This is a genomic window from Streptomyces venezuelae (assembly GCF_008642335.1).
In the GTDB taxonomy this organism is placed as follows: Bacteria; Actinomycetota; Actinomycetes; order Streptomycetales; family Streptomycetaceae; genus Streptomyces; species Streptomyces venezuelae_F.
The window spans coordinates 4,745,435-4,771,404 of the sequence record NZ_CP029191.1 but is presented as its reverse complement, the minus strand read 5'-3'; the positions used below and the strand labels follow the sequence as shown (position 1 = coordinate 4,771,404).

The window sequence follows — 25,970 nt, the reverse complement described above, 5'->3', positions numbered from 1 at the left end:
GGGCTCGCGCTCATGGGCCAAGCCCCGGGTCCAGGCCCCGGTCCCGTCGTGGGAACGCCAGGACCAGCTCGCCGCCGTCCGTGATGCCTACGCCGCGCGGGCCGCCGCAGCAACGGGGGCCGGATAAGCCGGGGCCGGGGTGCGCCGCGCGGTCAGGGACGCGGATATCACCCAGAGCAGGGTCAGGTCCACGCCCAGCTCCACCACCGCGGCGAACTGGTCCATCGTGAACTTGAATATCTGGCCGATGAACATGTCCGCGAGCAACGCCGCCCGGAAGAACCGGAAAGCCGTCGCCCGGTCACCGCGCAGACGCATCAGCCCGATGAGCCCCAGGACCGCCGAGACGACTTCGGTGAGCGCGACCGCGAGGTGGGCGCCCGGCTGTGGCTCCCGCGCCAGCTGCCCGCCGAAGAGGTCCACGGACATCCAGACGGAGAACAGCAGCGCTTCGGTCAACAGGCAGAACACGGCCAGCGCGAGCACGATCCGGGTCCGCGCCAGCCGGCGCAGTGCGCGCCCCACGCCCGACGCCCACCTCCGCCACCACGCGGGCGCCGCGGGCGGGCGCTCGGGTACGGCGGCGATCAGCCGGGCGAGCGCCGCGTCCAGCTCGCGGTCCGAGTCCTCGACGAGTCGCAGCGCCGCGCGACGCTGCTCGGCGGTGAGGCCGTCGGCGACGCCGGCCAACGCGAGGTCGGCCGCGTTCACGGAGCGCTGTCGCGCGTCGAGGCCGGTGCTCTGCGCGGCACGGCGGCGTATGAGGTGGGTGAGGAGCAGCAGCAGCGCGAAGCTCACGTAGATGACCCCGGCAGCCGGTCGGTAGAAGTAGCCGGGCTCGTCCGTGATCTGTTTGCCGACCTCGTCGATGAAGAGACCGAAGCCGATGCCGCCGACGAAGGCGCCGGTGAGCCGGGCCCCTCTGCCGAGGAAGCCGAGCGTGAGCAGGATCGCCGCCATCATCAGCAGCCCGCCCCACAGCATGTGGGCGATGTGCAGCGAGCTGTCGCCGCCCCCGCCCAGCTTGGGATAGCCCGCCTGCGCGAGGAAGGCGCGGGTGACGAGGACCGTGGCGATTCCGGTCAGGGCGAAGACGTTGACGTAGGTGGCCGCGTCTGCGGCGCGCACGAGTGATCGACCGTGCCTCATGGTCCTGCACCCCCTCCCTGCGATTCGGCGCTTCGCCGCTTCGGCGCCTCGATGATTCGGCGTCTTGATGATTCGGCGCTTCGATGATTCGCCGACCCGGCGATCCGTCTCCGGACTTCCGCGTGATTCCAGAGTGACGCCTGCCTCGCTTCAGCACGATCCGGGATCACCCCGAACCACCCCTCAACCAACCCTTAGGTGGCGGCAGTTCATCGCAAATACGTGCAGGGGACCCGAGTAACCGGTATAACTGGTTACCATGACCACCCTGCACTGGAAGCTCGTCATCGACGCCGCCGACCCGCACGCCCAAGCCGCCTTCTGGGCCGAGACGTTGGGCTACGAAGTCGAGGACAACAGCGCGCTGATCGAGCGCCTGCTCGGTCTCGGCGCCGCACCCGAAGCCGCGACCCTCGAGTTCCGCGGCCGCCGCGCCTGGCGGGACCTGATCGCCGTCCGGCACCCCGACGACCCGTACGACGAGGGAAGCGGTACCGGCCTCGGCCGCAGGATCCTGTTCCAACGCGTGCCCGAGGCCAAGACCGGCAAGAACCGGCTCCACATCGACGTGCACAGCGAGCCGGGGACCCGTGACAAGCAGGTGGCCCGCCTCGAGGCGCTCGGCGCCGCCGTGGAACGGCACGTCAAGGAGCCGGGAGGCGAGTGGGTACTCATGACGGACCCGGAGGGGAACGAGTTCTGCGTCCACTGACGCGGCGTCCGCCGACGCCGCTTCCACTGACGCGGCGACCGCCGCACAGGTGACGCCCCGGCACGCCTGACCAGGAAGGCCGTCGCATGGCACCGCAGTCACGCGCCCAGAACCTCCTCCTGGGCGTCTGCGGTGCCTTCGCCGTGCTGTCCCTCGTCCTCGTACCGCTCACCCTGCCCCTCGGCTGGGACGAGACCGTCTACGCGAGCCGCTTCTCGCCGTACGCCCCCGCCACGCCGTTCAGCGCGCCCCGTACGCGGGGCGTGCCGCTCCTCATCGCGCCGGTGGCCGCGTGGAGCGACTCCGTCGTGCTGCTCAGGATGTGGCTGACGCTGCTCGCGACCACCGCTCTCTACCTGGGGTTCCGGCCCTGGGTGCGACTCCTGCGCCGCACCTCCGCGGCCGCGGTCGCCGCCGCGCTGTACGGCGGACTCTGGTTCGTGCTGTTCTACGCGAGCGCTGCGATGCCCAACCACTACACCGCCATGGGTGCCGTCGGGGCGGTCGGGCTCTTCCTGCGGTCACGCCAGTCCCCCGTGACGTGCGCCGGAGTCGTCGGCGGCCTCGCCCTGGCGACCCTGATGCGGCCCAACGACGGTGTCGCCCTGGGCGTACCTCTCCTGGCCGCCGCCCTCCTGGTGCCGACCTGGCGGAGTCGGAGCCGCGTCCTTGCCGTACTCGGCGGGCTCGGGGCGGGTGCGCTGCCGTGGATCGTCGAGGCGTACGCCCGGTTCGGCGGGGTCCGCGCACGACTGACGGCAGCCAGTGAAGTGCAGGGGGACCTGCGCCCTCTGCTCTCCCTCGTCCATCACCTCACCGTCATGGACGGGCCACTCCTCTGCCGCCCCTGCGACGGCGACACGGTCCGCCCACTCTCGGCCGAGTGGTGGCTCGTGCTGCCCTTGCTGGTGTCGGCCGGTCTCTGGAGCGTGCGTGCCGGAAACCGAGACACGCGCCGAGAGCACCAAGGCGGACTCCCGCGGCCCGGCACCACACCCCTCCGCGCGTGCCTGCTCGCCACGGTCGCCGCCCTGTCCGTCGCCCTCCCCTACCTCGCCCTCGTCCCCTACGCCGCCCCGCGCTTCCTCGCCCCCACCCACGCCCTGCTCACCCCGGCCGCCGCCCTCGGCGTGCTCGCGCTCGTAGACGTCACCCGGGCGTCCCATCGACCTCGTATCGGCTTGACAGCCCTGGGGCTCGCCCTCGCCGGGCATCTCGCCGTCCAACTCCCCCTCGCCCACACCAACGCCGGGATCCAGGCGGGCGCCCGCGGTGACTGGGCCCTCGTCGCCGAAGTCCTGCACGAGCACGGCGTCGGAGGGGGACCGCACACCGACAGGAGCCCCCGGAGCGGAACGCACCCTCCCTGCGTCCTGCGCGGCAACACCTCGGTCATTCCCGTCGCCTACGTAGCGGGCTGTTTTCCTGGCCGCGCGGGTGACGCGCCGCGCCGCCCCACCGCCCTGGTCCTGCGCGAAGCGGAACCTCCGCCCTGGGCCCGCTCCTGGCCCCGCCACCGCGTGCCCGACACCTACGCGCCGGGATGGGTCGTCCACGTACGCCCGTAGACGCCGACACGGCACGAGCCGCCCTGATCGCACGCACCGCACAGACAGACCGGCACCCGCACCGCACAGACAGACGAGCGTCAGCAGCCGCACAGACAACCGAGCAACCGCACAAACCGGCACCCGCACCGCCCAACCAAGCGACCCACCGCGCCCTACGCCACCCCCAACGCACGCTATCCGGAACCCCGCGCCCGTTTTGCGGTCTTGACGTCGCCTCAGTCACACCCGCACCATCAGGCAACTCCGAACTCATGCGCGACTCACAACCCCCCACTCCAACCCCCAACCCACGGAACCCGCGCACGAGTTCGCACGACAACCACGGAAACCGGAGCCCCCCACATGAAACTCTCCGTTCCCGGACGTACCGCCGCGGCCGCAGCCATAGCCGTCGCCGGACTCCTGACGACCACCGCGATATCCAACGCGGCGCCCGCGCCGAAGACGGCCGCCCCCAAGGCCGCCGCCCCCGACATCTCCGTCGACAACGTCAAGGCCCACCTCGCCGACCTCCAGTCCGTCGCGGACGCCAACGGCGGCAACAGGGCGCACGGCAGCGCCGGATACAAAGCATCCGTCGACCAGCTGAAGAAGAAGCTCGACGGAGCCGGTTTCACCACCTCCGTCCAGGAGTTCACGGCGGGCGGCAAGACCGGCTACAACCTCATCGCCGACTGGCCCGGCGGCGACGACGGACAGGTCGTCATGGCGGGCGCCCACCTCGACAGCGTCTCCGACGGGCCCGGCATCAACGACAACGGATCCGGCTCGGCCGCCATCCTGGAGACCGCGCTCACCGTGGCCCGGGAGAAGTACCAGCCCACGAAGCACCTGCGCTTCGCGTGGTGGGGTGCCGAGGAGATCGGCATGGTCGGCTCCTCGCACTACGTCGACAGCCTGGCCGGCGGCGACCGTTCAAAGATCAGCGCCTACCTGAACTTCGACATGCTCAGCTCCCCGAACGCGGGCTACTTCGTCTACGACGACGACCCCACGATCGAGAAGACCTTCAAGGACTACTACGCGGGCAAGAACGTCGCCACGGAGCCGGACGACGAGGGCGACGGACGCTCCGACCACGCGCCGTTCCAGCAGGCGGGCGTACCGGTCGGCGGGCTGTTCAGCGGCGCCGAGACCACCAAGTCGGCCGAGCAGGCGGAGAAGTGGGGCGGGACTGCGGGCGAGGCGTTCGACAAGTGCTACCACTCGTCCTGCGACGGTGTGTCGAACATCGACGGGACCGCGCTCGACCGCAACAGCGACGCGGTCGCGTACGCGGTGTGGGGGCTGTCTTCGTAGACACGACCGCACACCGGTGACAACGCCGGCGAGAGGCCGTCCCTGAGCGGATGATCCCCCTGGACCGCAGTGCTTGCGCGTGCATATAGTGCACGTGCAAGCAACTGCGTCCAGGGGGATCCCATGACCCGCAAATTCCTCTTCGTCCTCGGCAGCGCACGCCCCGAGGGCAACTCCGAGATCCTGGCCCGCAAGGCGGCCGAGCAGCTCCCCTCCGACGTCGAGCAGCGCTGGCTGAACCTGGCGGATCTGCCGCTGCCCGACTTCGAGGACCGGCGCCACGACGACACCCGCCCACGGGCGCGCCCCCGCCCCGTCGGCGACAACGAAGCGGAGCTCCTGGACGCCACTCTGGAGGCCACGGACATCGTCATCGTGTCGCCCCTGTACTGGTACTCGCTCTCGGCCACCGTGAAGCGATACCTCGACTACTGGGACGCGTGGCTGGAGACGCCGGAGATCTCCTTCCAGGACACCCTCAAGGGCCGCACCCTGTGGGGCGTCACGGCGCTCGCCCACCGCGAGGAGGAGGTCGCCGAGCCGCTGATCGGCACGCTCCGCAACACGGCCGCCTTCTTCCCCATGCACTTCGGCGGCGTCCTGCTGGGCAACGGCACTCGGCCCGGCCACGTCCTGGAGGACACCGAGGCCCTGACGCGCGCCAAGGCGTTCTTCGCCCAGGAGCCGCCGCTGGCCCGCTACCCCTACGACAACTGAGGCGGAAGAGAACCGCAAGCCATAGCGCTTCGCTCCTACGCCAACACGTCCTTCGCTCCGAACCGCGCCCACGCGGCCGAGCCGAACACGGCCGCGTACAGCCCCTGCATCTGCAGGTTCTTGATGATGTCGTCCCAGTAGACGGGCTCGCGCATCAGGTCGGCGAAGGACAGCCAGTAGTGCGAGAAGAAGTACGGGTGGAGGCCGTGCAGCTGCGGGATCTGGTCCAGGATCTGGACCGTGATCAGCAGGCCGACAGTCGTCGCCATCGCCGCGATGCCGCTGCTCGTGAGCGTCGACACGAACAGGCCGAGCGCCGCCACGCCGACCAGTGACACGGCGACGACGAGGGCGATCATCAGGGCCCTCAGCAGCCCTTCGCCGAAGCTCATACGGGTGCCCGAGATCGTGGTGACCTCGCCGAGCGGGAAGAGCAGCGCGCCGGTCGCGAGCGCGGACGTGGCCACGACCAGGGTCGCGACCAGGCAGAACGTCAGCGTGGTCGCGTACTTCACGAGGAGCAGCCGGGTCCGCCCCGCGGGCGCGACCAGCAGGTAGCGCAGGGTGCCCGCGCTGGCCTCGCCCGCGACCGCGTCCCCCGCGACGACTCCGATCGCCATCGGCAGGAAGAACGGCAGGGTCGCGGCGAGGGCCGTGAAGACCAGGAACAGGCCGTTGTTGGTGATCTGCGCGATGAAGGCGGGTCCGCCTTCGTCCCCGCCCCCGCCGATCGTGGAGCCGTCGCTGGTCTCGATCTTGACGGCGATGCCGACGAGGATCGGCACGGCGGCCAGCACGCCGAGCAGTGCGAGGGTCCGCCAGCGGCGGAAGGTGATCCCGAGTTCGCTGCGGAAGAGGCCCAGCGTCCAGATCCACCGCGCCTCCCGCGCGGTGCCTGCCGACGCCGCTTCAGAGGTGCTCTCGCCTTCCACGGCCCCGGTCGCCCCGACCGTCTCAACCCGCGACATCGAACCCCTCCCCCGTCAGTGCCACGAACGCATCCTCCAGAGAGGCCCGTTCGAGTCCGAAGCCGCGGACGCGGACGCCCGCCCCGACCAGTGCCGCGTTCAACTCGGCCAACTCCACTTCCTGGCCAGACCCGTCCTGACCCGGTGGTTCGCCCGTGACACGGTCCTCCGTCACGACGAGGTCCGTCACGCCGTGCTCCTTCAGGACGCGCGCCGCGTCGCCCGCGTCCGGTGTCGTCACGACGAGCCTGCCGCGCGCACCGGCCGCGAGCTCGGCGACAGGCCCCTGGGTGATGAGCCGGCCCCGCGTCATCACGGCCGCGTGCGTGCAGACCTGCTCGATCTCGTCGAGGAGGTGCGAGGAGAGGAAGACGGTCGTGCCTTCCGCCGCCAGCTCCCGCACCAGGGTGCGGATCTCACGCATGCCCTGCGGGTCGAGGCCGTTGGTCGGCTCGTCGAGGACGAGGAGCCTGCGCGGCTGGAGCAGCGCGGCCGCGAGCCCGAGCCGCTGCTTCATACCCAGGGAGTACGCCTTCGCCTTCTTGCCGGCGGCCGCGGTGAGCCCGACCCGGTCCAGCGCCGCCTCGGCTCGTGCGCGGCGCGTCCGCGGGTCGGCGGTCGGGTCCGCGGAGTCGTACCGCAGGAGGTTGTCGCGACCCGACAGGAAGCCGTATAGGGCGGGTCCTTCGATGAGTGCTCCCACGTGCGGGAGCACGCTGCGCGTGGAGCGCGGCATGGGGTGGCCGAGGACCTGGGCGCGGCCGGACGTCGGCTCGATGAGGCCCATCAGCATGCGGATCGTGGTCGTCTTGCCCGAGCCGTTCGGCCCGAGGAAGCCGAAAACACTGCCTACGGGGACGGTGAGGTCGAGCCGGTCGACGGCGAGGTGCTTTCCGTAGCGCTTGGTCAGCGCGTGCGTCTCGATGACGTGCCCCACCGAGTCCGCGTGCCCCATCGAGTCCGCGCGCCCTCTCGGGTCCGCATGCTCCGCCGAGCCCGCGCGCTCCACCGAGCCCACCGCGCCGACCGAGCTGCCGTTGGTACCCGGCACGTTGCCCTCCCTCTTGCCCACGTGCGACGAGACGGATGGAAGGTGCCCCGGCATGCGCCGACAGACACCTTCCATCCGCCGTTCCCTACGTCAACGCGCGAGACGTGCCGCGCGTGCCGCCTCAGTGCGCGTCGTTCGCCGCCTTCACCAGCGCGTCCTTCGTGACCGCTCCTACGTAGACGGTGCCGTCGTCGGTGACGAGGGCGTTGATCAGGCGGGTCGAGAAGACCGTGCCGGAGCCGAACTTGCCGTCGACCTGGTCGCCCAGCGAGTCGAGCAGCTTCTGCGCGTCCGGCGGGACATCGCCCGAACCGGCCGTCGGGAGGCCCTGGCCGCCCGGCAGCTTCAGCTCGGCGATGGTGCTCCAGCCCTCGCCGATGATCTTCGGCTCGTTGAGGTCGCCCTTGTCGAACTCCTGGCCGTCCTTGCCGCCCTTGTCGCGGAAGTCGCGGCCTTCCTTGTCGTGTTCGTCGGCCTCGGTGACCTTCGTGCCCTTCGGGGGCGTGAAGTCGAAGGTGGACGCCGACGGCTTGTCGAAGTCGACCTTCGTGAAGCCCGCGTCGACGACGGCCGCGCCTCCGGAGGCGGGGGTCAGGGTGAACTTGAGCGGCGTGCCGGTCTTCTCGTCCACCGCGACCGTGATCTGGCCGACCGTCGAGCCGGACTGCTTGGGCTTGATCACCAGGCGGTACGCGTCACGTCCTGCGACCTGCGCGGTGCCGTCGACCTTCACGGACGTGGTGTCGTCGACCGCCTTCAGGGCCTGCTCGGCGAAGTCCGCGGGGGTGGAAGGAACATCCTTGGCCCCCGGCCCGGTCTCATGACCCTTGTCGCCCTTCTCCGAAGAGGAGCCCTTCTCTGAAGCGGACCCTGTACTTGAAGAGGAGCCCTTCTCCGTGGCGTGATAGGCCTCGTTCGACGCACTGTCGTACGCCCACACCTCGTCGCCGTTGTGGATCACGCTGTACTCGGAGGCGTCCCCGAGGACGGACACCTTCTGCTTGTCGGGGCCGTCGGCCGCGACGCGCAGCGTGTGCGTGCCGGACGCCAGCTCCATCAGCTTGCTCTTGGGGTCGGCCGCCGAGCCCTTGCCGTCGCCGTCCTCGCCCCGGTCCGCACCGCCGCCGCCACCGAAGCCGCCCGCCATGCCGCCGATCGACGGCAGCCCCAGGTCGGTGCTGATCTTGACGTTGCCGGACAGCTGCTGCGTGTCCGACGCGGCGATCTTCTCGATGAGCTCCTGCGCGGTGACTTTCGGCAGGTCCGGGTCGCCCGACGTGGCGAGCGCCGGGACGAGCCCGATGGTCGCCGCCGCCACCCCCGCCACCGCGATCGGGACCGCGTAACGGGCCGCCTTGCGGCGGCCGGCACGCAGCTCCCCGGCCTCGCTGGTGTCCTTCTCCGGTTCGTACGGTGCCATTGTCTGCCTTACCTCCGTGGTCGGCGGCGGCCATACCTGTACGTGCCTGCGTCCACCCTGTGCCGCCATTCTCACCCGAATTGGTCAGGAGTGGTTGTTCTCGCTGGACTCCATCCGACCAAATCGGCCAACGAGAAGCGTCAGACCCCGGGCGCAACTCCACGTACTGCCCTGGGATGACATGAAACGGCGGCACCTCCCCCATCCCGTAGGGGGTCGGCACCGCCGCTCGGCAGTTGTTCCGGGACCGCGTGCCCGTCGGCGGGCTCAGCCCGCCCGGTGCACCACCAGGTCGCAGAGCTCCAGCAGGGACGCCTTGGCGTCGCCCTCGGGAAGCGGCCCCAGAGCGGCGCGTGCACCCTCCGCGTAGCACACCGTGTCCCTGCGGGCGTCTTCCAGCGCGGGGTGCGCACGCAGCCTGTGGAGGGCCTCCGCATGCCGGGCGTCGTCCGTGAGGTCCGAGTCGAGGAGCTCGCACAGCGCGAGGTCCTCGGCGAGACCGAGCCGCGCGGCCCGCTCGCGCAACCGCAGGACCGGCAGCGTGGGGATGCCCTCGCGCAGGTCGGTGCCGGGCGTCTTGCCGGACTCGTGCGAGTCGGACGCGATGTCGAGCACGTCGTCGGCGAGCTGGAAGGCGACGCCGAGCCGCTCTCCGTACTGCGTGAGGACGTCGACGACGGTCTCGTCGGCGCCGGACATCATCGCGCCGAACCGGCAGGCCACGGCGACCAGCGAGCCGGTCTTGCCCCTGAGCACGTCCAGGTAGTGGTCGACCGGGTCGCGGCCCTCGGCGGGGCCCGCGGTCTCCAGGATCTGACCGGTGACCAGGCGTTCGAACGCCTCGGCCTGGATGCGGACGGCCTCGGGGCCGAGGTCGGCCAGGATGTAGGAGGCGCGGGCGAAGAGGAAGTCGCCGGTCAGGACGGCGACGGAGTTGCCCCAGCGCTGGTTGGCGCTGGCGACGCCGCGGCGCACGTCCGCCTCGTCCATGACGTCGTCGTGGTACAGCGTCGCGAGGTGCGTCAGTTCGACGACAACGGCGGAGGGCACCACACGCGGTGCGTACGGGTCGCCGAACTGGGCAGCGAGCATCACGAGCAGCGGACGGAAACGCTTGCCCCCGGCACGGACGAGGTGCTGGGCGGCCTCGGTGATGAAGGGCACCTCGCTCTTGGTGGCTTCGAGCAGTCCCTCCTCGACAGCCGCCAATCCGACCTGGACATCGGCTTCGAGAGCCTGGTCCCGCACGCTCAGCCCAAAAGGCCCGACGACGGTCACGAGAGGTTCTCCTGTCTGCTGACGATCACACGGCCAACTCGGTCGATCATTGGTTCTTGTTCGATGACACGGGTTTGTCGATGTGTCGCTGCCATCACTCAAGTCAGCGTATCCGGTCGACTTTCGATCACGGCGAGCACCTGCCCGCCCGTCGCACGTCGCGGCCCAGGTCGGCAGGGTACTGAGGCCTCCGTGGCCGGCCCGGCAGACCAGCCCGCGCGGTGGCCGAAGGTCACCGGTATGTTCTTGATCAGTACATACGACCCACAAGCCCCTCCTGCACCACAACAACCGTAACGATCGGGAGAAGACCCTTTGTCCCGTACTACGGCCGAGTACGAGCCGCCAGCCGAGCCGCCCGGTGACCCCGCGCCGGGCGACGACCACGCCTTCTTCGGGCAGCCGCGCGGCCTGCTCACGCTCTCGGGCCTGGAGGTCTGGGAGCGTTTCTCGTTCCTCGGCATGCAGGCCATCCTGGTCCTCTACTTCGCCGATTCCGTCGCCAACGACGGCATGGGGATGGATGCCGGGACGGCCGCGTCGGTGTCAGCGGCGTACGGCACTCTGGTCTACCTGGTCTCCGTGGCCGGCGGCTGGCTCGCCGACCGCATTCTGGGCTCCTACCGGGCGGTGCTGTGGGGCGGCGTCCTCATCGCCTGCGGGCACTACTCGATGGCCGTGCCGACGGCGACGATGACCTGGGTGGGCCTCGGACTCATCAGCGCGGGCACCGGCCTGCTCAAGCCGAACGTCGCCTCCATGGTCGGCAAGCTCTACCGCACCGAGGACCAGCGGCGCGACGCCGGTTTCGCGCTGTACTACATGGCGATCAACGTGGGCGCCTTCGCGGGCCCGCTGATCACCGGCTGGCTGGGCGACCACAAGGGATGGCACTGGGGCTTCTCGGCGGCCGCCATCGGCATGACCTTCGGCCTCGTCCAGTACGTCCTGGGCCGGCGCCACCTCGCCGGACGGAAGGCCTCCGCCGAGTTCGCGCTCCCCAGGGACGCGATGCGCCGGGCCGTCCTCATGATCGTCGTCGGCTGTGCCGCCGTCGCCGCGCTCGCGGGGCTGCTCGCGGCCGTGGGCTGGCTGACCATGGACCGCTTCGTCGACCTGCTCACCCTCATCTCGGTGATCGCACCGGTCGTCTACTTCGCGGTGATGTTCCGCAGCCCGCGCGTCACGGGCGACGAACGGCGCCGGCTGCGCCCCTACGTAGTCCTCTTCCTCGCCTCCGTAGTCTTCAACTTCATCCTCTTCCAGGCGTACTCGACGATGATGCTCCTCGCCGCGTCGAACGCGGAGACGTCGATCCTCGGCTACCACTTCCCGGCCAGCTGGTACGCGTCCGCGCTCGGCGCCTTCGAGGTGGCGCTCGCGCCGGTGGTCGCCGCCGTCTGGGCGCGGATGGGCCCGCGCCAGCCGCACGCGTCCAACAAGATCGCGTTCGGCGTGATCCTGGGCGGCCTGTCGTTCCTCCTGATGGTGCTGCCCACCTCGGGGCACGCCGACGACACGTACAAGATGGCGGCCTGGTGGATCGTCGGCTCGTACCTGCTGCTCGGGCTCGGCGACATCCTCCTGGAGACGTCCGGGATGTCGGCGACGACGAAGCTCGCCCCCAAGGCCTTCGCCAGCCAGACCATGGCCCTCTGGTTCCTCTCCCTCGCGCTCGCCAACGGCATCCAGGCGCAGGTCGTGAAGGTCTACGGAGAGGTCTCCAATCCCGCGTACTTCGGCGTGAACGGCGCCGTCGCCGTGATCGCGGGCATCGCCGTCGTCGCCCTGGCGCCGTGGCTGCGCCGCACCATGCACCCCGTCCACTGAGGACACCCCGTCCACTGAGGTTCCACTCATGCAGATCCGCGACTCCTACCCGTACGAGACGACCCGCGAGGACTTTCGCGTACCCCTCGCCGACGGGACCACGCTCTACGCGCGCGTGTGGCGTCCCGTGACCGACGAACCCGTCCCCGTGCTCCTCGAATACCTCCCCTACCGCCTGAGCGACTGGACGGCGCCCCGGGACTGGCAGCGGCACCCCTGGTACGCGGGCCACGGCTACGCCTCCGTGCGCGTCGACGTCCGCGGGCACGGAAACAGCGAGGGTCTGCCCACCGACGAGTACTCCGCGCAGGAGCTGGCCGACGGCGTCGAGGTCGTGAACTGGCTGGCCGCCCAGGAGTGGTCGACCGGCAAGGTCGGCATGTTCGGCATCTCCTGGGGCGGCTTCAACTCCCTCCAGATCGCGGCGCTCGCCCCCGAGCCGCTCAAGGCGATCGTCACGGTCTGTTCGGCGGACGACCGCTACGACAACGACGTGCACTACATGGGCGGGTCCGTTCTCGCGGTGGACATGCACGCGTGGGCGGCGACCATGCTGGCCTTCGTCTCGCGGCCGCCGGACCCGTACTTCGTGGGCGACGCCTGGCGCGAGATGTGGCTGACACGCCTCGCGGCCGTGGAGCCCTTCATCCACACCTGGCTGGACCACCAGACCCGGGACGACTACTGGCGGCACGGCAGCGTCTGCGAGGACTACTCCGCGATCGGCGCCGCGGTCCTCGCGGTGGGCGGCTGGCACGACCCGTACCGCGACACCGTCCTGCGCCTCGTCGAGCACCTTCCCGACGACCGGGTGCGCGGCCTCATCGGCCCCTGGTCGCATCAGTACCCCGACCGCGGGCTGCCGCCGGGGCCCTCGATCGGTTTCCTCCAGGAGACCCTGCGCTGGTGGGACCACCACCTCAAAGGCATCGACTCCGGAGTGATGGCCGAGCCGAAGCTCCGCTCCTGGATCAGCGATTCCCACCCGCCTGCGACGGTCTACCGGGAGCTGTCCGGCGGCTGGGTGGGCGACCCCTCCTGGCCGTCCCCGAACGTCACCCCCGTCCCGTACGCGCTCCAGGGCACCCCCGTAGTCGTCGCCTCCCCCCAGCACACGGGCCTGGACGCGGGCCGCTACTTCCCCTTCGGCAACGACGCGGACCTGCCGCCTGACCAGCGGGACGAGGACGCGAAGTCGGCGTGCTTCGAGTTCGAGGTCCCCGCGCAGGTACGCATCCTGGGGCGTCCCAAGGTGACCCTGCGGCTGCGGATGGACGTGCCGTACGGCCAGGCCGTCGCCCGGCTCTGCGACGTCGCGCCGGACGGCTCGTCCACCCTCGTCACCCGGGGCGTCCTGAACCTCTCCGCGCGGAACGGCAGGGACCGCGCGGACGCCTGGCCCCTCGGCGCCACCGAGGACGTCACGTTCGAGCTGAACGGCATCGGCCACACCTTCCCGCCGGGCCACCGCATCCGGCTCGCGGTGTCCTCGGCCTACTGGCCCTGGATCTGGCCGCAGGCCGACTCCGTGGGCTTCACCCTGGAGCCGGTCGGCAGCGCCCTGGAACTGCCGGTGCGCGACGGCGACCTGGACCCCACGATCACCTTCGAACCCGCCGAGCAGTCCGAGCCGCTGGGCGTGGTGTATCCGGCAACCCTGGACGAGCAGCGGCCCGAGCGTCTGGTCGTACGCGATGTCGCCAAGGGCGAATGGCGGCTCGAGGTCGACCCGCGGTACGGCGGCACGCGCGTGTACCCCGACGGGCTGGAGTTCACCGAGGACGCCCTGGAGACGTACACGATCCAGGAGAACGACCCGCTGAGCGCCCGCGCCCGCTCGGACTGGACGATCCGCCTGCACCGGCCCGACCTCGGCTGGGACACGCGCGTGGAGACACGCTCGGAGATCACCTGCGACGCGGCGGACTTCATCACGTCGAACGAGGTCGTGTGCAAGGACGGCGACGAGGTCGTCTTCCACCGCACGTGGGAGAAGCGCATCCGACGGACGGCGGGCTAGGGCCGGTGGGCTAGGGCCTGCGCCGGGAGGGCTGGATTCCCAGCAGACGTTCGAGGACGACGGCGATGCCGTCGTCCTCGTTCGAGAGGGTCAACTCATCGGCCACCGCTTTCAGTTCCCCGTGGGCGTTGGCCATGGCCACTCCATGCGCGGCCCACAGGAACATGGGGATGTCGTTGGGCATGTCCCCGAAGGCGATCGTGTCGGCGGCCGTCAGGCCGAGCCGCTCGGCGGCCAGCGCGAGCCCGGTCGCCTTGGTCACCCCGCACGGCTGGAGCTCCACCGTGCCGGGCCCGGACATGGTCACCGACGCGAGCGTGCCCGCCGCGCCCCGCGCAACCGCCGCCAACTCGTCGTCGGCGAGCGTCGGATGGCGCAGCAGCACCTTGCTGATGGGCTCTTCCCACAGCACGTCCCGTCCGGGCACCCGCACGGCGGGGAGCGTGGGGTGCGGCATCTCGTACCCCGGCTCGATGAGCGTGAGGCCCTCCACGCCGTCCTGGTCCACGGCCGCGTGGACCTGCCCGACCTCCGCCTCGATCTTCCCGAGCGCCACCTCGGCCAGCTCGCGGTCGAGGGTCACCGACCACTCCATCCGGTGCGCGCCGGCGTCGTACAGCTGGGCTCCTTGACCGCACACGGCCAGGCCGTCGTACCCGAGTTCGTCGAAGAGGGGCCGCACGCGTGGGGCCGGTCGGCCTGTCACCACGAGGTGCCGGGCGCCCGCCCCGCCGGCGGCGGCCAATGCCCGCCGCGACCGGTCCGAGACCGTGTCGTCGCCGCGCAGCAGCGTCCCGTCCAGGTCAGTGGCGATGAGTGCATATGCGAGGGAGGCGGACATGATCCAGAGAATACGGATCCTGGGCCCGGCCGGAAGCTGCTTGGCAAGGTGCGCATACGGGCGGGTGAGGCGGGCCGTACCGGGGGCCCGTCGGTTCACCGAAAAGTGGAGGATTACATTCCGGCATGCCTCGTTCCGACTATGCCGCCCCGCCCATGCCGGGTAGTCATATGCGAACGCCAAGTGCGCACCCGCCAAACCGGCATTGCAGGGTTCAGCGGGCCTTATCCGCATATCACTGACTCTTTGGACACTGCCGCAACCGGGGTATCCACACGTAACGTGTGGCACATCCCTATGGAAAGCGAGGCAGGTACGCATGTCCGAGCAGACCCCGCTCGACCCGGCCGCCGGTGACTCCGCCGACCTTCCCGGAGGCGATCCCTTCGGACTTCCCGAGGGCGACCCCTTCGGTCCGCACAACCTTCCCTACGGCGTGTTCTCCCTGGCCGGGGAGGCGGACGGCCGACGCAGGGTGGGGGTACGGCTCGGTTCGCACGTCCTGGACGCGGGCGCCGCGGCCGCCGCGCTCGGCTCCCCCTACGTCTCGCTCCTCGCCCGGACCACGCTGAACCCGCTCCTCGCCGCGGGCCGCAGGGCCTGGTCGGACGTGCGGCGCGCGTTGACGGCTTGGGTGACGGTGCCCTCCCACCGCGAGGCGGTACGCCCGCTGCTGCACCCCCTGTCCGACGTGACCCTGCACCTGCCCTTCGAGGTCGCGGACTACGTCGACTTCTACGCCTCCGAGCACCACGCCTCCAACCTGGGACAGATGTTCCGGCCGGACGCGCCGTCACCGCTGACGCCCAACTGGAAGCACCTGCCCATCGGTTACCACGGCCGGTCCGGCACGGTCGTCGTGTCCGGTACGGACGTCGTCCGCCCGACGGGTCAGCGCAAGGCTCCCGCGGACTCGGCTCCCGTCTTCGGCCCGTCCGTCCGGCTCGACATCGAGGCGGAGGTCGGCTTCGTCGTCGGCGCCTCCTCGGAGCAGGGCACCGCCGTCCCCCTCGCGGACTTCCGGGAGCACGTCTTCGGGCTGACCCTCCTCAACGATTGGTCCGCACGCGACATCCAGGCCTGGGAGTACGTTCCGCTGGGTCCGTTCCTCGGCAAGTCGTTCGCCACGTCGGTGTCGGCGTGGATCACCCCGCTGGAAGCGCTGGACTCGGCGCGGATCGCACCGCCGGAGCGCACGCACCAGCTCCTGCCCTACCTGGACGACTCCGCGGAGTCCGCGGCGGACGAGCCGGGCGGTTACGACCTGCGCATCACGGTCACCCTGAACGGCCAGGTCATCTCGGAGCCGCCGTTCTCCACCGTGTACTGGACGGCCGCGCAGCAGCTCGCTCACATGACGGTCAACGGCGCCTCGCTGCGCACCGGCGACCTGTACGGCTCGGGCACGGTCAGCGGTCCCGAGCCCGGCCAGTTCGGCTCGCTGATCGAGATGACCTGGAACGGCCGCGACCCCCTCGAACTTCCGGGCGGCAAGCGGACGTTCCTGGAGGACGGCGACGTGGTCACGCTCTCGGCGTGGGCGCCGGGGCCGAACGGCACGAAGATCGGACTGGGCGAGGTGACGGGCCGGATCGCCGCAGCACGCTGATCCGAAACACGCTGATCCGCAGCACGCTGATCCACACCCCGGGAACTTGTATCAACTGCTTGACACAAGCCCCCGAGTGAGGTGAACTTGTACTCAGCGCTTGATGCAAACGGGCGCTGAGTACAGGTCCGGGCCCGACCACCCGGCACCGTTCACTCGGGGGTTCAGCCATGCACGACACCGACACGACCGCCGCCACGGCCGTCAGCACCCGCACCGCGCCACCACTCTCGCCCTTCCCGCCCCTCCCACCAGAGGCAGTCGCGCGCGCCCGCGCCGATCTGTACGCCCGCTGGGCCGGCCTCGCCGCGGGCGCCGCCGCGGCTTGGGCGGTGGCGTCCCGCGACGACGGCCTGGGCATTGGGATCCTGTACGCCATCCCCGCGTTCGGCCTCTGCGCCGTCGCCGGAGTACTGCTCGGCGACGCCCTCACGCCTCCGCCCCGCGACCCGATCCGCAGCGCCGGCCTCACCCCGCGCAGAGCCCGGGACTACGTACCGCCCCGGACGACCCGCCTCCTGATCGCACAGGTGCTGACGCTCCTCACTCTCCTCATAGCGGCCGCCGTCATGGCCTCCCCTGACGACCAGGGCCGAGCCGGTCGCACCCTCTCGGCCACCTGTCAGGGCATGACCCAGACCGTCGGCCCCTGGCCCGGCCTCTTCTACGGAGCCCCCGTCCTGGCCTCGCTCGCCCTCGGCACGGCCGCGTGCGCCTGGTCCCTGCGCCGCATCGCCCGCCGCCCCTCGGAGGAACAGCCACGCCGCGACCGGGCGCTCGCGATCACCGCGGCCTGGGGTCTGCTGGTCTCCACTCCCCTGCTGGGGACGACGACGTTCGCCGCGGGCGCGCTCCTCGGACTCGACTGCGTGGGCGCGTCCGGGTCGGCCTGGATACTGGTCCCCGTGGCCCTGTCCGCGGCGTCCACGATGACGTGGTCCCTGACCACGATCGTCGCTCCCAGGGCGGGCCGCCGATGACGGGCCCGGCCAGAGGCCCCGCCGTCCGGGTCGACACGACGAGCCCCGTCCCGCCCTACGAACAGATCCGGGCCCAGCTCTCCGCTCTCATCACCACGGGCCGCCTCCCCGAGGGCGAACGCCTCCCGCCCGTCCGCCAACTCGCCGCCGACCTGGGTCTGGCGGCGGGCACGGTGGCGCGCGCCTATCGCGCGCTGGAAGCGGCCTCCCTCATCCACACGCGCCGCGGCGCCGGCACGAGGGTCGCCCCGCTTCCGGCGGGCACGGCCACTCCTGACCGCGGGCAACTCGCCGCGCTGGCGGCACAGTTCGTCACCGACGCCCGCTCGCTCGGAGCCGACGACGCGGCGACCCTGCGGGCGGTGAGGGAGGCGCTGGACGCCATGTGACCTCGACGGAGGCCTCTGGAAGGAGTCAAGGTACCGACACTCGTTCACACGTACGTGCAGACCTCTACGGGTTCCCGCCCGATACGCTGGTCGGGCCGGTGAGACTCCACCCCATGGGAGCACTGATGAGCGTCGAACCCGAGGCTTCCGGGCCCACGTGGCCGGTCCCTCCCGAGGGTGGTTGGACCGCCGACGACCTGGACCGGCTTCCCAATCTGCCTCCGCACACGGAGCTGATCGACGGGAGCCTCGTCTTCGTGAGTCCGCAAACGATCTTTCATGCACGATCAGTCAGCTTCTTCGAAAGGCGACTCGAAGACGCTGCCCCGGCAGGTCTCGAAGTCCTCCGCGAATTCACCATCGACATCGACCAGCAGAACCGACCCGAGCCCGACGTCGTGGTCGTACCCGCCGAGGAGATCCTGGACCCCGGACAGACACGCGTCCCCGCGGAGACCGTCGTGCTGGCCATCGAAGTCGTTTCGCCCGACTCCGAGGCCCGCGACCGAGAGGCCAAGCCGCTCAAGTACGCCAAGGCGGGCATCCGCCACTACTGGCGCGTGGAGAACGACAAGGGCCGTCCCGTGGTCTACGTCTTTGAACTCGAACCTGCGACGCGCATGTACGCGCCGACCGGCATCTTCCACGACGTCCTCAAGGTAAGCGTCCCGTTCACCATCGATCTCGACCTCACCGCGATCACAGCTCGGCGGTCAGCACCGCCATCCCCGTAGGCAGACCGTCTGATCGACTCCCGTCCCGGGAGCCGACCGAGGGACCTCGAGACATTCACCAGTCCGGCTCTTCGTCCCCCCAGTCCGGCTCCACCTCGTCGCTGAATGGCGCCTCGGGCCCCGCAGCCGTCCCGCTCACCGCCCCACTCGGCGCAGGCGCCCCGCCCAAGAACTCCGCGACGACTCCGACCACGCCCTCGCCGTACGTCGCCCGCTTCTTCTCGCCGACTCCGCTGATGCCCGCCAGGTCCCCCACGGACGTGGGACGCAGCGTGGCGATCTCTCGGAGTGTGGCGTCGTGGAAGATCACGTACGCGGGGACGCCCTGTTCCTTTGCCTGGGACGCACGCCAGGCACGCAGGGCCTCGAAGAGGGGGACCGCTTCCTGGGGGAGCTCGGCGACCGCTGCCGCCGACTTCGCCTTGCGGTCGCTCTTGGACGCCCGCGCCGCCGGTGCCCGCTTCGGCTCCTTGCGCAGGCGCACCTCGCGCTCGCGGCCGAGGACGGAGCCGCTCGTCTCGGTGAGCACCAGCGTGCCGTACTCCCCCTCGACCGCGATCAGGCCCTGCGCGAGCAGCTGGCGGATCACGCCACGCCATTCGGCCTCCGCCAGCTCCTCGCCGATGCCGAAGACCGAGAGCTGGTCGTGGTCGAACTGGATGACCTTCGCGGTCTTCTTGCCGAGCAGGATGTCGATGATCTGACCCGCGCCGAACTTCTGCTTGCGCTCGCGCTGCAGGCGCACGACCGTGGAGAGGACCTTCTGCGCCGCCACCGTGCCGTCCCAGGTCTCGGGCGGGGTCAGGCAGGTGTCGCAGTTGCCGCAGGACTCCGCGCCCGCCTCCTGGCCGAAGTAGGTCAGGAGCTGCGCGCGGCGGCACTGGGCTGTCTCGCAGAGCGCCAGCATCGAGTCCAGATGGCAGGAGGCCCGGCGCCGGAACGCCTCGTCCCCCTCGCCGCCCTGGATCAGCTTCCGCTGCTGCACGACGTCCTGCAGCCCATACGCCATCCAGGCCGTCGAGGGCAGCCCGTCGCGGCCCGCGCGACCCGTCTCCTGGTAGTACCCCTCGACCGACTTGGGCAGGTCGAGGTGGGCGACGAAGCGGACGTCGGGCTTGTCGATGCCCATGCCGAAGGCGATCGTCGCGCAGACGACGAGGCCGTCCTCCCGCAGGAAGCGGGACTGGTGCGCCGCGCGCGTGCCGCCGTCCAGGCCCGCGTGGTACGGGACGGCCTCGATGCCGTTCTTGCAGAGGAATTCGGCGGTCTTCTCCACCGAATTGCGCGACAGGCAGTAGACGATCCCGGCGTCGCCCGCGTGCTCCTCCTTCAGGAAGGCGAGGAGCTGCTTCTTCGGCTCGGCCTTCGGCACGATGCGGTACTGGATGTTGGGCCGGTCGAAGCTCGCCACGAAGTGCCGGGCATCGGGCATGCCGAGCCGCTGCGTGATCTCCCGGTGCGTGGCGTCGGTGGCCGTCGCGGTCAGGGCGATACGGGGGACGTCCGGCCAGCGCTCGCCGAGGAGGGACAGCGCCAGGTAGTCGGGGCGGAAGTCGTGGCCCCACTGGGCGACGCAGTGCGCCTCGTCGATGGCGAAGACGGAGATCTTGGCCCGCCCGAGGAGATCCAGGGTCGCGTCCAGGCGCAGCCGCTCCGGCGCCAGATAGAGCACGTCGAGCTCGCCCGCGAGGAACTCCGCCTCCATGACGCGCCGCTCGTCGAAGTCCTGCGTGGAGTTGATGAACCCGGCGCGCACACCGAGCGCCCGCAGCGCGTCCACCTGGTCCTGCATCAGCGCGATGAGCGGGGAGATCACGACGCCGGTGCCGGGCCTGACCAGGGCCGGGATCTGGTAGCAGAGGGATTTGCCGCCGCCGGTCGGCATGAGGACGACGGCGTCCCCGCCCGCCACCACGTGGTCGATGACCGATTCCTGCTCGCCGCGGAAAGCGTCGTACCCGAAGACGCGGTGGAGCGTGCGCAGCGCGTCGCTCTCCGTCACGGTGCCGGTCGCCGCGCCCGGCGCCTGTACCGGCGCCGTCACCTCGCTCATGCCTTTGATCCCATCCATCGCCCTGTCCCCCGCCGTACGTCCTGCCTCGACCACTGCCTCCACGATAGGGCTCCCCACCGACACCCCGGACAGTTATCCACAGGCCGCCGCCCGGCACCCCTTCTCGGGATGCCGGGCGGCGGCCTGCGCTGCGTACGAACGGATCGGGTCAGCGGACGAAGACTCCCGCCTGGTTCGCCAGGTCCAGGAAGTACTGCGGGGCCACACCGAGCACCAGCGTCACCGCGACGCCCACGCCGATCGCCGTCATCGTCAGCGGCGACGGCACGGCGACGGTGGGGCCGTCCGCCTTCGGCTCGCTGAAGAACATCAGGACGATCACGCGGATGTAGAAGAACGCGGCGATCGCCGACGACAGCACACCGACCACGACCAGCGGGCCCGCGCCGCCCTCCGCCGCCGCCTTGAAGACCGCGAACTTCCCGGCGAACCCGGAGGTCAGCGGGATGCCGGCGAAGGCGAGGAGGAAGACCGCGAAGACCGCGGCCACCAGCGGGGACCGGCGTCCGAGCCCCGCCCACTTGGAGAGGTGCGTGGCCTCGCCGCCCGCGTCCCGCACCAGCGTGACGACGGCGAAGGCGCCGATGGTCACGAAGGAGTAGGCGCCCAGGTAGAAGAGGACGGAGGAGATGCCGTCCGGGGTGGTGGCGATGACACCGGCGAGGATGAAGCCGGCGTGCGCGACGGACGAATACGCGAGGAGCCGCTTGATGTCGGTCTGCGTGATCGCGATGATCGCGCCGCCCAGCATCGTGATGACCGCGACGCCCCACATGACCGGCCGCCAGTCCCAGCGCAGACCGGGCAGGACTACGTAGAGGAGGCGCAGGAGGGCGCCGAACGCGGCCACCTTCGTCGCCGCCGCCATGAAGCCGGTGACCGGCGTCGGGGCGCCCTGGTAGACGTCCGGGGTCCACATGTGGAACGGCACCGCGCCCACCTTGAAGAGCAGCCCCATCACCACCATCGCGACGCCGATCAGGAGCAGCGCGTCGTTGCCCATGGTGTCGGCGAGCGCCGGGTCCACGGTCTTGACGTTGCCCTCGACGACGTCCGCGACCGTCGCGTACGACACGGAACCCGCGTATCCGTAGAGGAGGGCGATGCCGAAGAGTGTGAACGCCGAGGCGAACGCGCCGAGCAGGAAGTACTTGACGGCGGATTCCTGCGACATGAGGCGCTTGCGGCGGGCGAGGGCGCACAGCAGGTACAGCGGCAGGGAGAAGACCTCCAGCGCGATGAAGAGCGTCAGGAGGTCGTTGGCCGCCGGGAAGACGAGCATGCCGCCGATGGCGAAGAGCGCCAGCGGGAACACCTCGGTGGTGGCGAAACCGGCCTTGGTGGCGGCCTGTTCGCCCTCACTGCCCGGAACGGACCCGGCCTGCGCCACGAACGAGTCGACGCGGTTGCCGTGCGCCACCGGGTCGAGGCGCCGCTCCGCGAAGGTGAAGATCGCGACGATTCCGGTGAGCAGGATCGTGCCCTGGAGGAAGAGCGCGGGTCCGTCGACCGCGATGGCGCCCATCGCGGCGATCTGTGCCTTGGTGGTGCCGAAGCCGCGGGCCGCGAGTCCGACGACCGCGGCGAAGGCTGCGGCCAGGGAGACCACGGAGAGGAACAGCTGGGCGTAGTACCGGGTCTTGCGCGGCACGAAGGCTTCGATGAGCACTCCGATGACGGCCGCGCCGATGACGATCAGCACCGGCGACAGCTGCCCGTACTCGATGGTGGGCGCGTCGATCTTGTCGACCGGGTCGGCCGCCATTGTCCACAGGCTGTGGACGGCTGTTGCGCTCACTTGGCCGCCTCCACATCGGGCTTGGGGTCTTTCTTCTGTACGTCGGACATCGTGTGCTCGACCGCCGGGTTCACCAGATCGGTGAGCGGCTTCGGGTAGACGCCGAGGCCGATCAGGAGGGCGATCAGCGGAGCGACGACGACCAGTTCACGCACCCGCAGGTCGGGCATGGCCGAGACCTCCGCCTTCACGGGTCCCGTCATCGTCCGCTGGTACAGGACGAGCGTGTACAGCGCGGCCAGCACGATGCCGACGGTCGCGATGATCCCGACCACCGGATAGCGGGCGAACGCGCCGACCAGGACCAGGAATTCACTGACGAACGGAGCGAGGCCGGGCAGTGAGAGTGTGGCCAGGCCGCCGATCAGGAAGGTGCCGGCGAGCACAGGCGCGACTTTCTGCACGCCTCCGTAGTCGGCGATGAGGCGCGAGCCGCGCCGCGAGATCAGGAAACCGGCCACCAGCATCAGCGCGGCCGTCGAGATGCCGTGGTTGACCATGTAGAGCGTCGCGCCGGACTGGCCCTGCGAGGTCATCGCGAAGATGCCGAGGATGATGAAGCCGAAGTGCGAGATCGACGCGTACGCCACCAGGCGCTTGATGTCGCGCTGGCCTACCGCGAGCAGCGCTCCGTAGATGATGCTGATGAGCGCGAGGACGAGGACGACCGGTGTCGCCCAGTCGCTCGCCTCCGGGAAGAGCCCGAGGCAGAACCGCAGCATCGCGAACGTGCCGACCTTGTCCACGACCGCGGTGATCAGGACGGCGACCGGGGCGGTGGACTCCCCCATCGCGTTCGGCAGCCAGGTGTGCAGCGGCCACAGCGGCGCCTTCACCGCGAAGGCGAAGAAGAAGCCGAGGAAGAGCAGCCGCTCCGTGTTGGTCGCCATGTCGAGCGAGCCGTCCGCGCGCGCGGCGGAGATCTCCTGGAGGGAGAAGTTTCCCGCTACTACGTAGAGCCCGATTACGGCGGCCAGCATGATGAGGCCGCCGACGAGGTTGTAGAGGAGGAACTTCACGGCCGCGTACGAGCGCTGCGCCGAGGCGTTCTCGTCCGTGCCCGCGTGGGCGCGGTCCCCGAAGCCGCCGATGAGGAAGTACATCGGGATGAGCATGGCTTCGAAGAAGATGTAGAAGAGGAAGACGTCCGTGGCCTCGAAGGAGATGATCACCATCGCCTCGACGGCCAGGATCAGGGCGAAGAAGCCCTGGGTGGGACGCCAGCGCGACGACTTGGTCTCCAGGGGGTCGGCGTCGTGCCAGCCCGCCAGGATGATGAACGGGATCAGGAGCGCGGTGAGCGCGAGGAGTGCGACGGCGATGCCGTCGACCCCCAGCTCGTACCGCACCCCGAACTCCTTGATCCAGGCGTGCGATTCGGTCAGTTGATAGCGGTCGCCGTCGGGGTCGAACCGTACGAGCACGGTCAGCGCGAGACCGAGCGTGGCGAGCGAGACGAGCAGCGCGAGCCACTTGGCGGCGGTCCGCCGGGCGGCCGGGACGGCTGCCGTGGCGATCGCGCCGGCCGCGGGCAGGACCGCCGTCGCTGTCAGCAGGGGAAAGGACATCGGTATCAGACCGCCCTCATCAGCAGGGTCGCGGCGATGAGCACCGCAGCGCCGCCGAACATCGAGACCGCGTAGGAGCGGGCGTAGCCGTTCTGCAGTTTGCGCAGCCGCCCGGAGAGGCCGCCGACCGAGGCCGCCGTGCCGTTGACGACGCCGTCGACCAGGGTGTGGTCCACGTAGACCAGGGACCGCGTGAGGTGCTCGCCGCCGCGCACCAGGACGACGTGGTTGAAGTCGTCCTGGAGGAGGTCGCGGCGGGCGGCGCGGGTGAGCACCGAGCCGCGCGGGGCGGTGACCGGGACGGGCCTGCGCCCGTACTGCACGTAGGCGAGGGCGACGCCGATGACGAGGACCACCATGGTGGCGCCCGTGACCGTGGCGGCGCTCAGCGGCGAGTCGCCGTGGCTGTGCTCGGTGACCGGCTCGAGCCAGTGCATGAAGCGGTCGCCGATGCTGAAGAAGCCACCCGCGAACACCGACCCGAAGGCGAGCACGATCATCGGGATCGTCATGGACTTCGGGGACTCGTGCGGGTGCGGCTCGTCGTGCGCGCCCTGCGTCTCCGCGGCCGGCTCGACGTCCGGCTGCACCGGGGAGGCCGTGGGCCGGTTGCGCCAGCGCTCCTCTCCGAAGAAGGTCATGATCATCACGCGCGTCATGTAGTACGCGGTGATGGCCGCGCCCAGGAGCGCCACCGAGCCGAGGATCCAGCCCTCCGTGCCGCCCTTGGCGAACGCCGCCTCGATGATCTTGTCCTTGGAGAAGAAGCCGGACAGGCCGGGGAAGCCGATGATCGCGAGGTAGCCGAGGCCGAAGGTGACGAAGGTGACCGGCATGTACTTCCTGAGGCCGCCGTACTTCCTCATGTCGACCTCGTCGTTCATGCCGTGCATGACCGATCCGGCGCCGAGGAAGAGGCCGGCCTTGAAGAAGCCGTGCGTCACCAGGTGCATGATCGCGAAGACGTAGCCGATCGGACCGAGCCCGGCGGCCAGGATCATGTACCCGATCTGGGACATCGTCGATCCGGCGAGAGCCTTCTTGATGTCGTCCTTCGCGCAACCGACGATCGCACCGAACAGGAGCGTGACCGCTCCGACGACGGTGACGACGAGCTGTGCGTCCGGCGCGCCGTTGAAGATCGCGCCGGAGCGGACGATCAGGTAGACGCCCGCGGTCACCATCGTCGCGGCGTGGATCAGGGCCGAGACGGGGGTCGGGCCCTCCATCGCGTCGCCGAGCCAGGACTGCAGCGGCACCTGCGCCGACTTGCCGCACGCGGCGAGCAGCAGCATCAGGCCGATGGCGGTGAGCTTGCCCTCCGACGTGTCACCCGTTGCCTCCAGGACGGGCCCGAAGGCGAACGTCCCGAAGGTGGTGAACATCAGCATGATGGCGATGGAAAGGCCCACGTCACCGACCCGGTTGACCAGGAAGGCCTTCTTCGCGGCGGTGGCCGCGCTGGGCTTGTGCTGCCAGAAGCCGATCAGGAGGTACGAGGCGAGGCCCACGCCCTCCCAGCCGACGTACAGGAGCAGGTAGTTGTCGGCGAGGACCAGGAGCAGCATCGCCGCGAGGAACAGGTTCAGGTAGCCGAAGAAGCGGCGGCGCCGCTCGTCGTGCTCCATGTACCCGATCGAGTAGATGTGGATCAGGGTGCCCACACCGGAGATCAGCAGGACGAACGTCATCGACAGCTGGTCGAGCTGGAAGGCGACGTCCGCCTGGAACCCCTCCACGGGGATCCAGCTGAACAGGTGCTGCGACAGGGAGCGTTCCTCGGCGCCCTTGCCCAGCATGTCCGAGAAGAGCACCACGGCGATGACGAAGGAGGCGGCCGCGAGCAGCGTGCCGAGCCAGTGGCCCGCGCGGTCCAGTGCCCGCCCGCCGCACAGCAGTACGGCCGCTCCGAGCAGAGGCGCCGCGACGAGCAGCGCAATCAAGTTCTCCACGATTCAGCGA

General features: G+C 70.3%; 20 protein-coding genes. 10 read left to right on the top strand and 10 right to left on the bottom strand.

What is annotated here, in order from left to right:
• Window positions 1-87 precede the first annotated feature (87 nt).
• Window positions 88-1,128 (bottom strand): hypothetical protein, encoded by a 1,041-nt coding sequence (locus DEJ49_RS21645; RefSeq protein WP_150185702.1) that lies wholly within the window; start codon window positions 1,126-1,128, stop codon window positions 88-90.
• Window positions 1,129-1,408: 280 nt separating this feature from the next.
• On the opposite strand from DEJ49_RS21645, the gene DEJ49_RS21640 reads away from it, so the two are divergent.
• From DEJ49_RS21640 to DEJ49_RS21625, 4 genes are all read left to right on the top strand, one after another.
• Window positions 1,409-1,861 (top strand): VOC family protein, encoded by a 453-nt coding sequence (locus tag DEJ49_RS21640; protein ID WP_150185701.1) that lies wholly within the window; start codon window positions 1,409-1,411, stop codon window positions 1,859-1,861.
• Between the two features lie 86 nt (window positions 1,862-1,947).
• Window positions 1,948-3,429, top strand: coding sequence for a hypothetical protein (locus DEJ49_RS21635; RefSeq protein WP_223832938.1), 1,482 nt, complete (start codon window positions 1,948-1,950; stop codon window positions 3,427-3,429).
• Window positions 3,430-3,774: 345 nt separating this feature from the next.
• Entirely contained in the window at window positions 3,775-4,731 is a 957-nt protein-coding gene (locus DEJ49_RS21630; protein WP_150185700.1) for a M28 family metallopeptidase, read from the top strand.
• 123 nt (window positions 4,732-4,854) lie between these two features.
• A complete protein-coding gene (locus tag DEJ49_RS21625) occupies window positions 4,855-5,448 on the top strand; it encodes a flavodoxin family protein (RefSeq protein WP_150185699.1) in 594 nt (197 codons plus the stop codon).
• A 35-nt stretch (window positions 5,449-5,483) separates the two neighbouring features.
• Here the strand turns inward: DEJ49_RS21625 and DEJ49_RS21620 are convergent, their stop codons facing one another.
• The 4 genes from DEJ49_RS21620 to DEJ49_RS21605 all read right to left on the bottom strand — a co-directional run bounded on the left by DEJ49_RS21620 (window position 5,484) and on the right by DEJ49_RS21605 (window position 10,165).
• Window positions 5,484-6,416, bottom strand: coding sequence for an ABC transporter permease (locus DEJ49_RS21620; protein WP_150185698.1), 933 nt, complete (start codon window positions 6,414-6,416; stop codon window positions 5,484-5,486).
• Entirely contained in the window at window positions 6,403-7,371 is a 969-nt protein-coding gene (locus DEJ49_RS21615; protein ID WP_150188374.1) for an ABC transporter ATP-binding protein, read from the bottom strand. The genes DEJ49_RS21620 and DEJ49_RS21615 overlap by 14 nt, the downstream gene beginning before the upstream one ends.
• A 217-nt stretch (window positions 7,372-7,588) precedes the next feature.
• Window positions 7,589-8,887 (bottom strand): LolA family protein, encoded by a 1,299-nt coding sequence (locus DEJ49_RS21610; RefSeq protein WP_150185697.1) that lies wholly within the window; start codon window positions 8,885-8,887, stop codon window positions 7,589-7,591.
• A gap of 267 nt (window positions 8,888-9,154) precedes the next feature.
• The gene (locus DEJ49_RS21605) at window positions 9,155-10,165 is read right to left on the bottom strand and encodes a polyprenyl synthetase family protein (protein ID WP_150185696.1); all 1,011 of its coding nucleotides are present in this window, start codon (window positions 10,163-10,165) and stop codon (window positions 9,155-9,157) included.
• Window positions 10,166-10,480: 315 nt separating this feature from the next.
• Here DEJ49_RS21605 and DEJ49_RS21600 point away from each other — a divergent pair, with 315 nt between their 5' ends.
• Both DEJ49_RS21600 and DEJ49_RS21595 read left to right on the top strand, forming a co-directional pair.
• A complete protein-coding gene (locus DEJ49_RS21600) occupies window positions 10,481-11,995 on the top strand; it encodes a peptide MFS transporter (protein WP_150185695.1) in 1,515 nt (504 codons plus the stop codon).
• A 28-nt stretch (window positions 11,996-12,023) separates the two neighbouring features.
• Complete coding sequence (locus DEJ49_RS21595; protein ID WP_150185694.1) at window positions 12,024-14,015, top strand: CocE/NonD family hydrolase; 1,992 nt, start codon at window positions 12,024-12,026, stop codon at window positions 14,013-14,015.
• Window positions 14,016-14,025: 10 nt separating this feature from the next.
• Here the strand turns inward: DEJ49_RS21595 and DEJ49_RS21590 are convergent, their stop codons facing one another.
• The gene (locus DEJ49_RS21590; RefSeq protein WP_150185693.1) at window positions 14,026-14,856 is read right to left on the bottom strand and encodes an HAD family hydrolase; all 831 of its coding nucleotides are present in this window, start codon (window positions 14,854-14,856) and stop codon (window positions 14,026-14,028) included.
• A 319-nt stretch (window positions 14,857-15,175) separates the two neighbouring features.
• On the opposite strand from DEJ49_RS21590, the gene fahA reads away from it, so the two are divergent.
• From fahA to DEJ49_RS21570, 4 genes are all read left to right on the top strand, one after another.
• Complete coding sequence (gene fahA / locus DEJ49_RS21585) at window positions 15,176-16,465, top strand: fumarylacetoacetase (protein ID WP_150185692.1); 1,290 nt, start codon at window positions 15,176-15,178, stop codon at window positions 16,463-16,465.
• A 170-nt stretch (window positions 16,466-16,635) separates the two neighbouring features.
• The gene (locus tag DEJ49_RS21580) at window positions 16,636-17,445 is read left to right on the top strand and encodes a hypothetical protein (RefSeq protein WP_223832937.1); all 810 of its coding nucleotides are present in this window, start codon (window positions 16,636-16,638) and stop codon (window positions 17,443-17,445) included.
• Window positions 17,442-17,834: a GntR family transcriptional regulator gene (locus DEJ49_RS21575; protein ID WP_150185691.1), complete on the top strand. Its 393-nt coding sequence runs from the start codon at window positions 17,442-17,444 to the stop codon at window positions 17,832-17,834. Before DEJ49_RS21580 ends, DEJ49_RS21575 begins: the two co-directional genes overlap by 4 nt.
• Window positions 17,835-17,959: 125 nt before the next feature.
• Window positions 17,960-18,568, top strand: a complete 609-nt coding sequence (locus DEJ49_RS21570; protein ID WP_150185690.1) for a Uma2 family endonuclease — start codon at window positions 17,960-17,962, stop codon at window positions 18,566-18,568.
• A 55-nt stretch (window positions 18,569-18,623) separates the two neighbouring features.
• On the opposite strand, the gene recQ is transcribed toward DEJ49_RS21570, so the two are convergent.
• The 4 genes from recQ to nuoL all read right to left on the bottom strand — a co-directional run bounded on the left by recQ (window position 18,624) and on the right by nuoL (window position 25,960).
• Window positions 18,624-20,621 (bottom strand): DNA helicase RecQ, encoded by a 1,998-nt coding sequence (gene recQ / locus DEJ49_RS21565; protein WP_150185689.1) that lies wholly within the window; start codon window positions 20,619-20,621, stop codon window positions 18,624-18,626.
• A 169-nt stretch (window positions 20,622-20,790) separates the two neighbouring features.
• Complete coding sequence (nuoN, locus tag DEJ49_RS21560; RefSeq protein WP_150185688.1) at window positions 20,791-22,440, bottom strand: NADH-quinone oxidoreductase subunit NuoN; 1,650 nt, start codon at window positions 22,438-22,440, stop codon at window positions 20,791-20,793.
• The gene (locus DEJ49_RS21555) at window positions 22,437-24,008 is read right to left on the bottom strand and encodes an NADH-quinone oxidoreductase subunit M (protein WP_150185687.1); all 1,572 of its coding nucleotides are present in this window, start codon (window positions 24,006-24,008) and stop codon (window positions 22,437-22,439) included. The genes nuoN and DEJ49_RS21555 overlap by 4 nt, the downstream gene beginning before the upstream one ends.
• Before the next feature lie 5 nt (window positions 24,009-24,013).
• The gene (gene nuoL, locus DEJ49_RS21550) at window positions 24,014-25,960 is read right to left on the bottom strand and encodes an NADH-quinone oxidoreductase subunit L (RefSeq protein WP_150185686.1); all 1,947 of its coding nucleotides are present in this window, start codon (window positions 25,958-25,960) and stop codon (window positions 24,014-24,016) included.
• Window positions 25,961-25,970 lie beyond the last annotated feature (10 nt).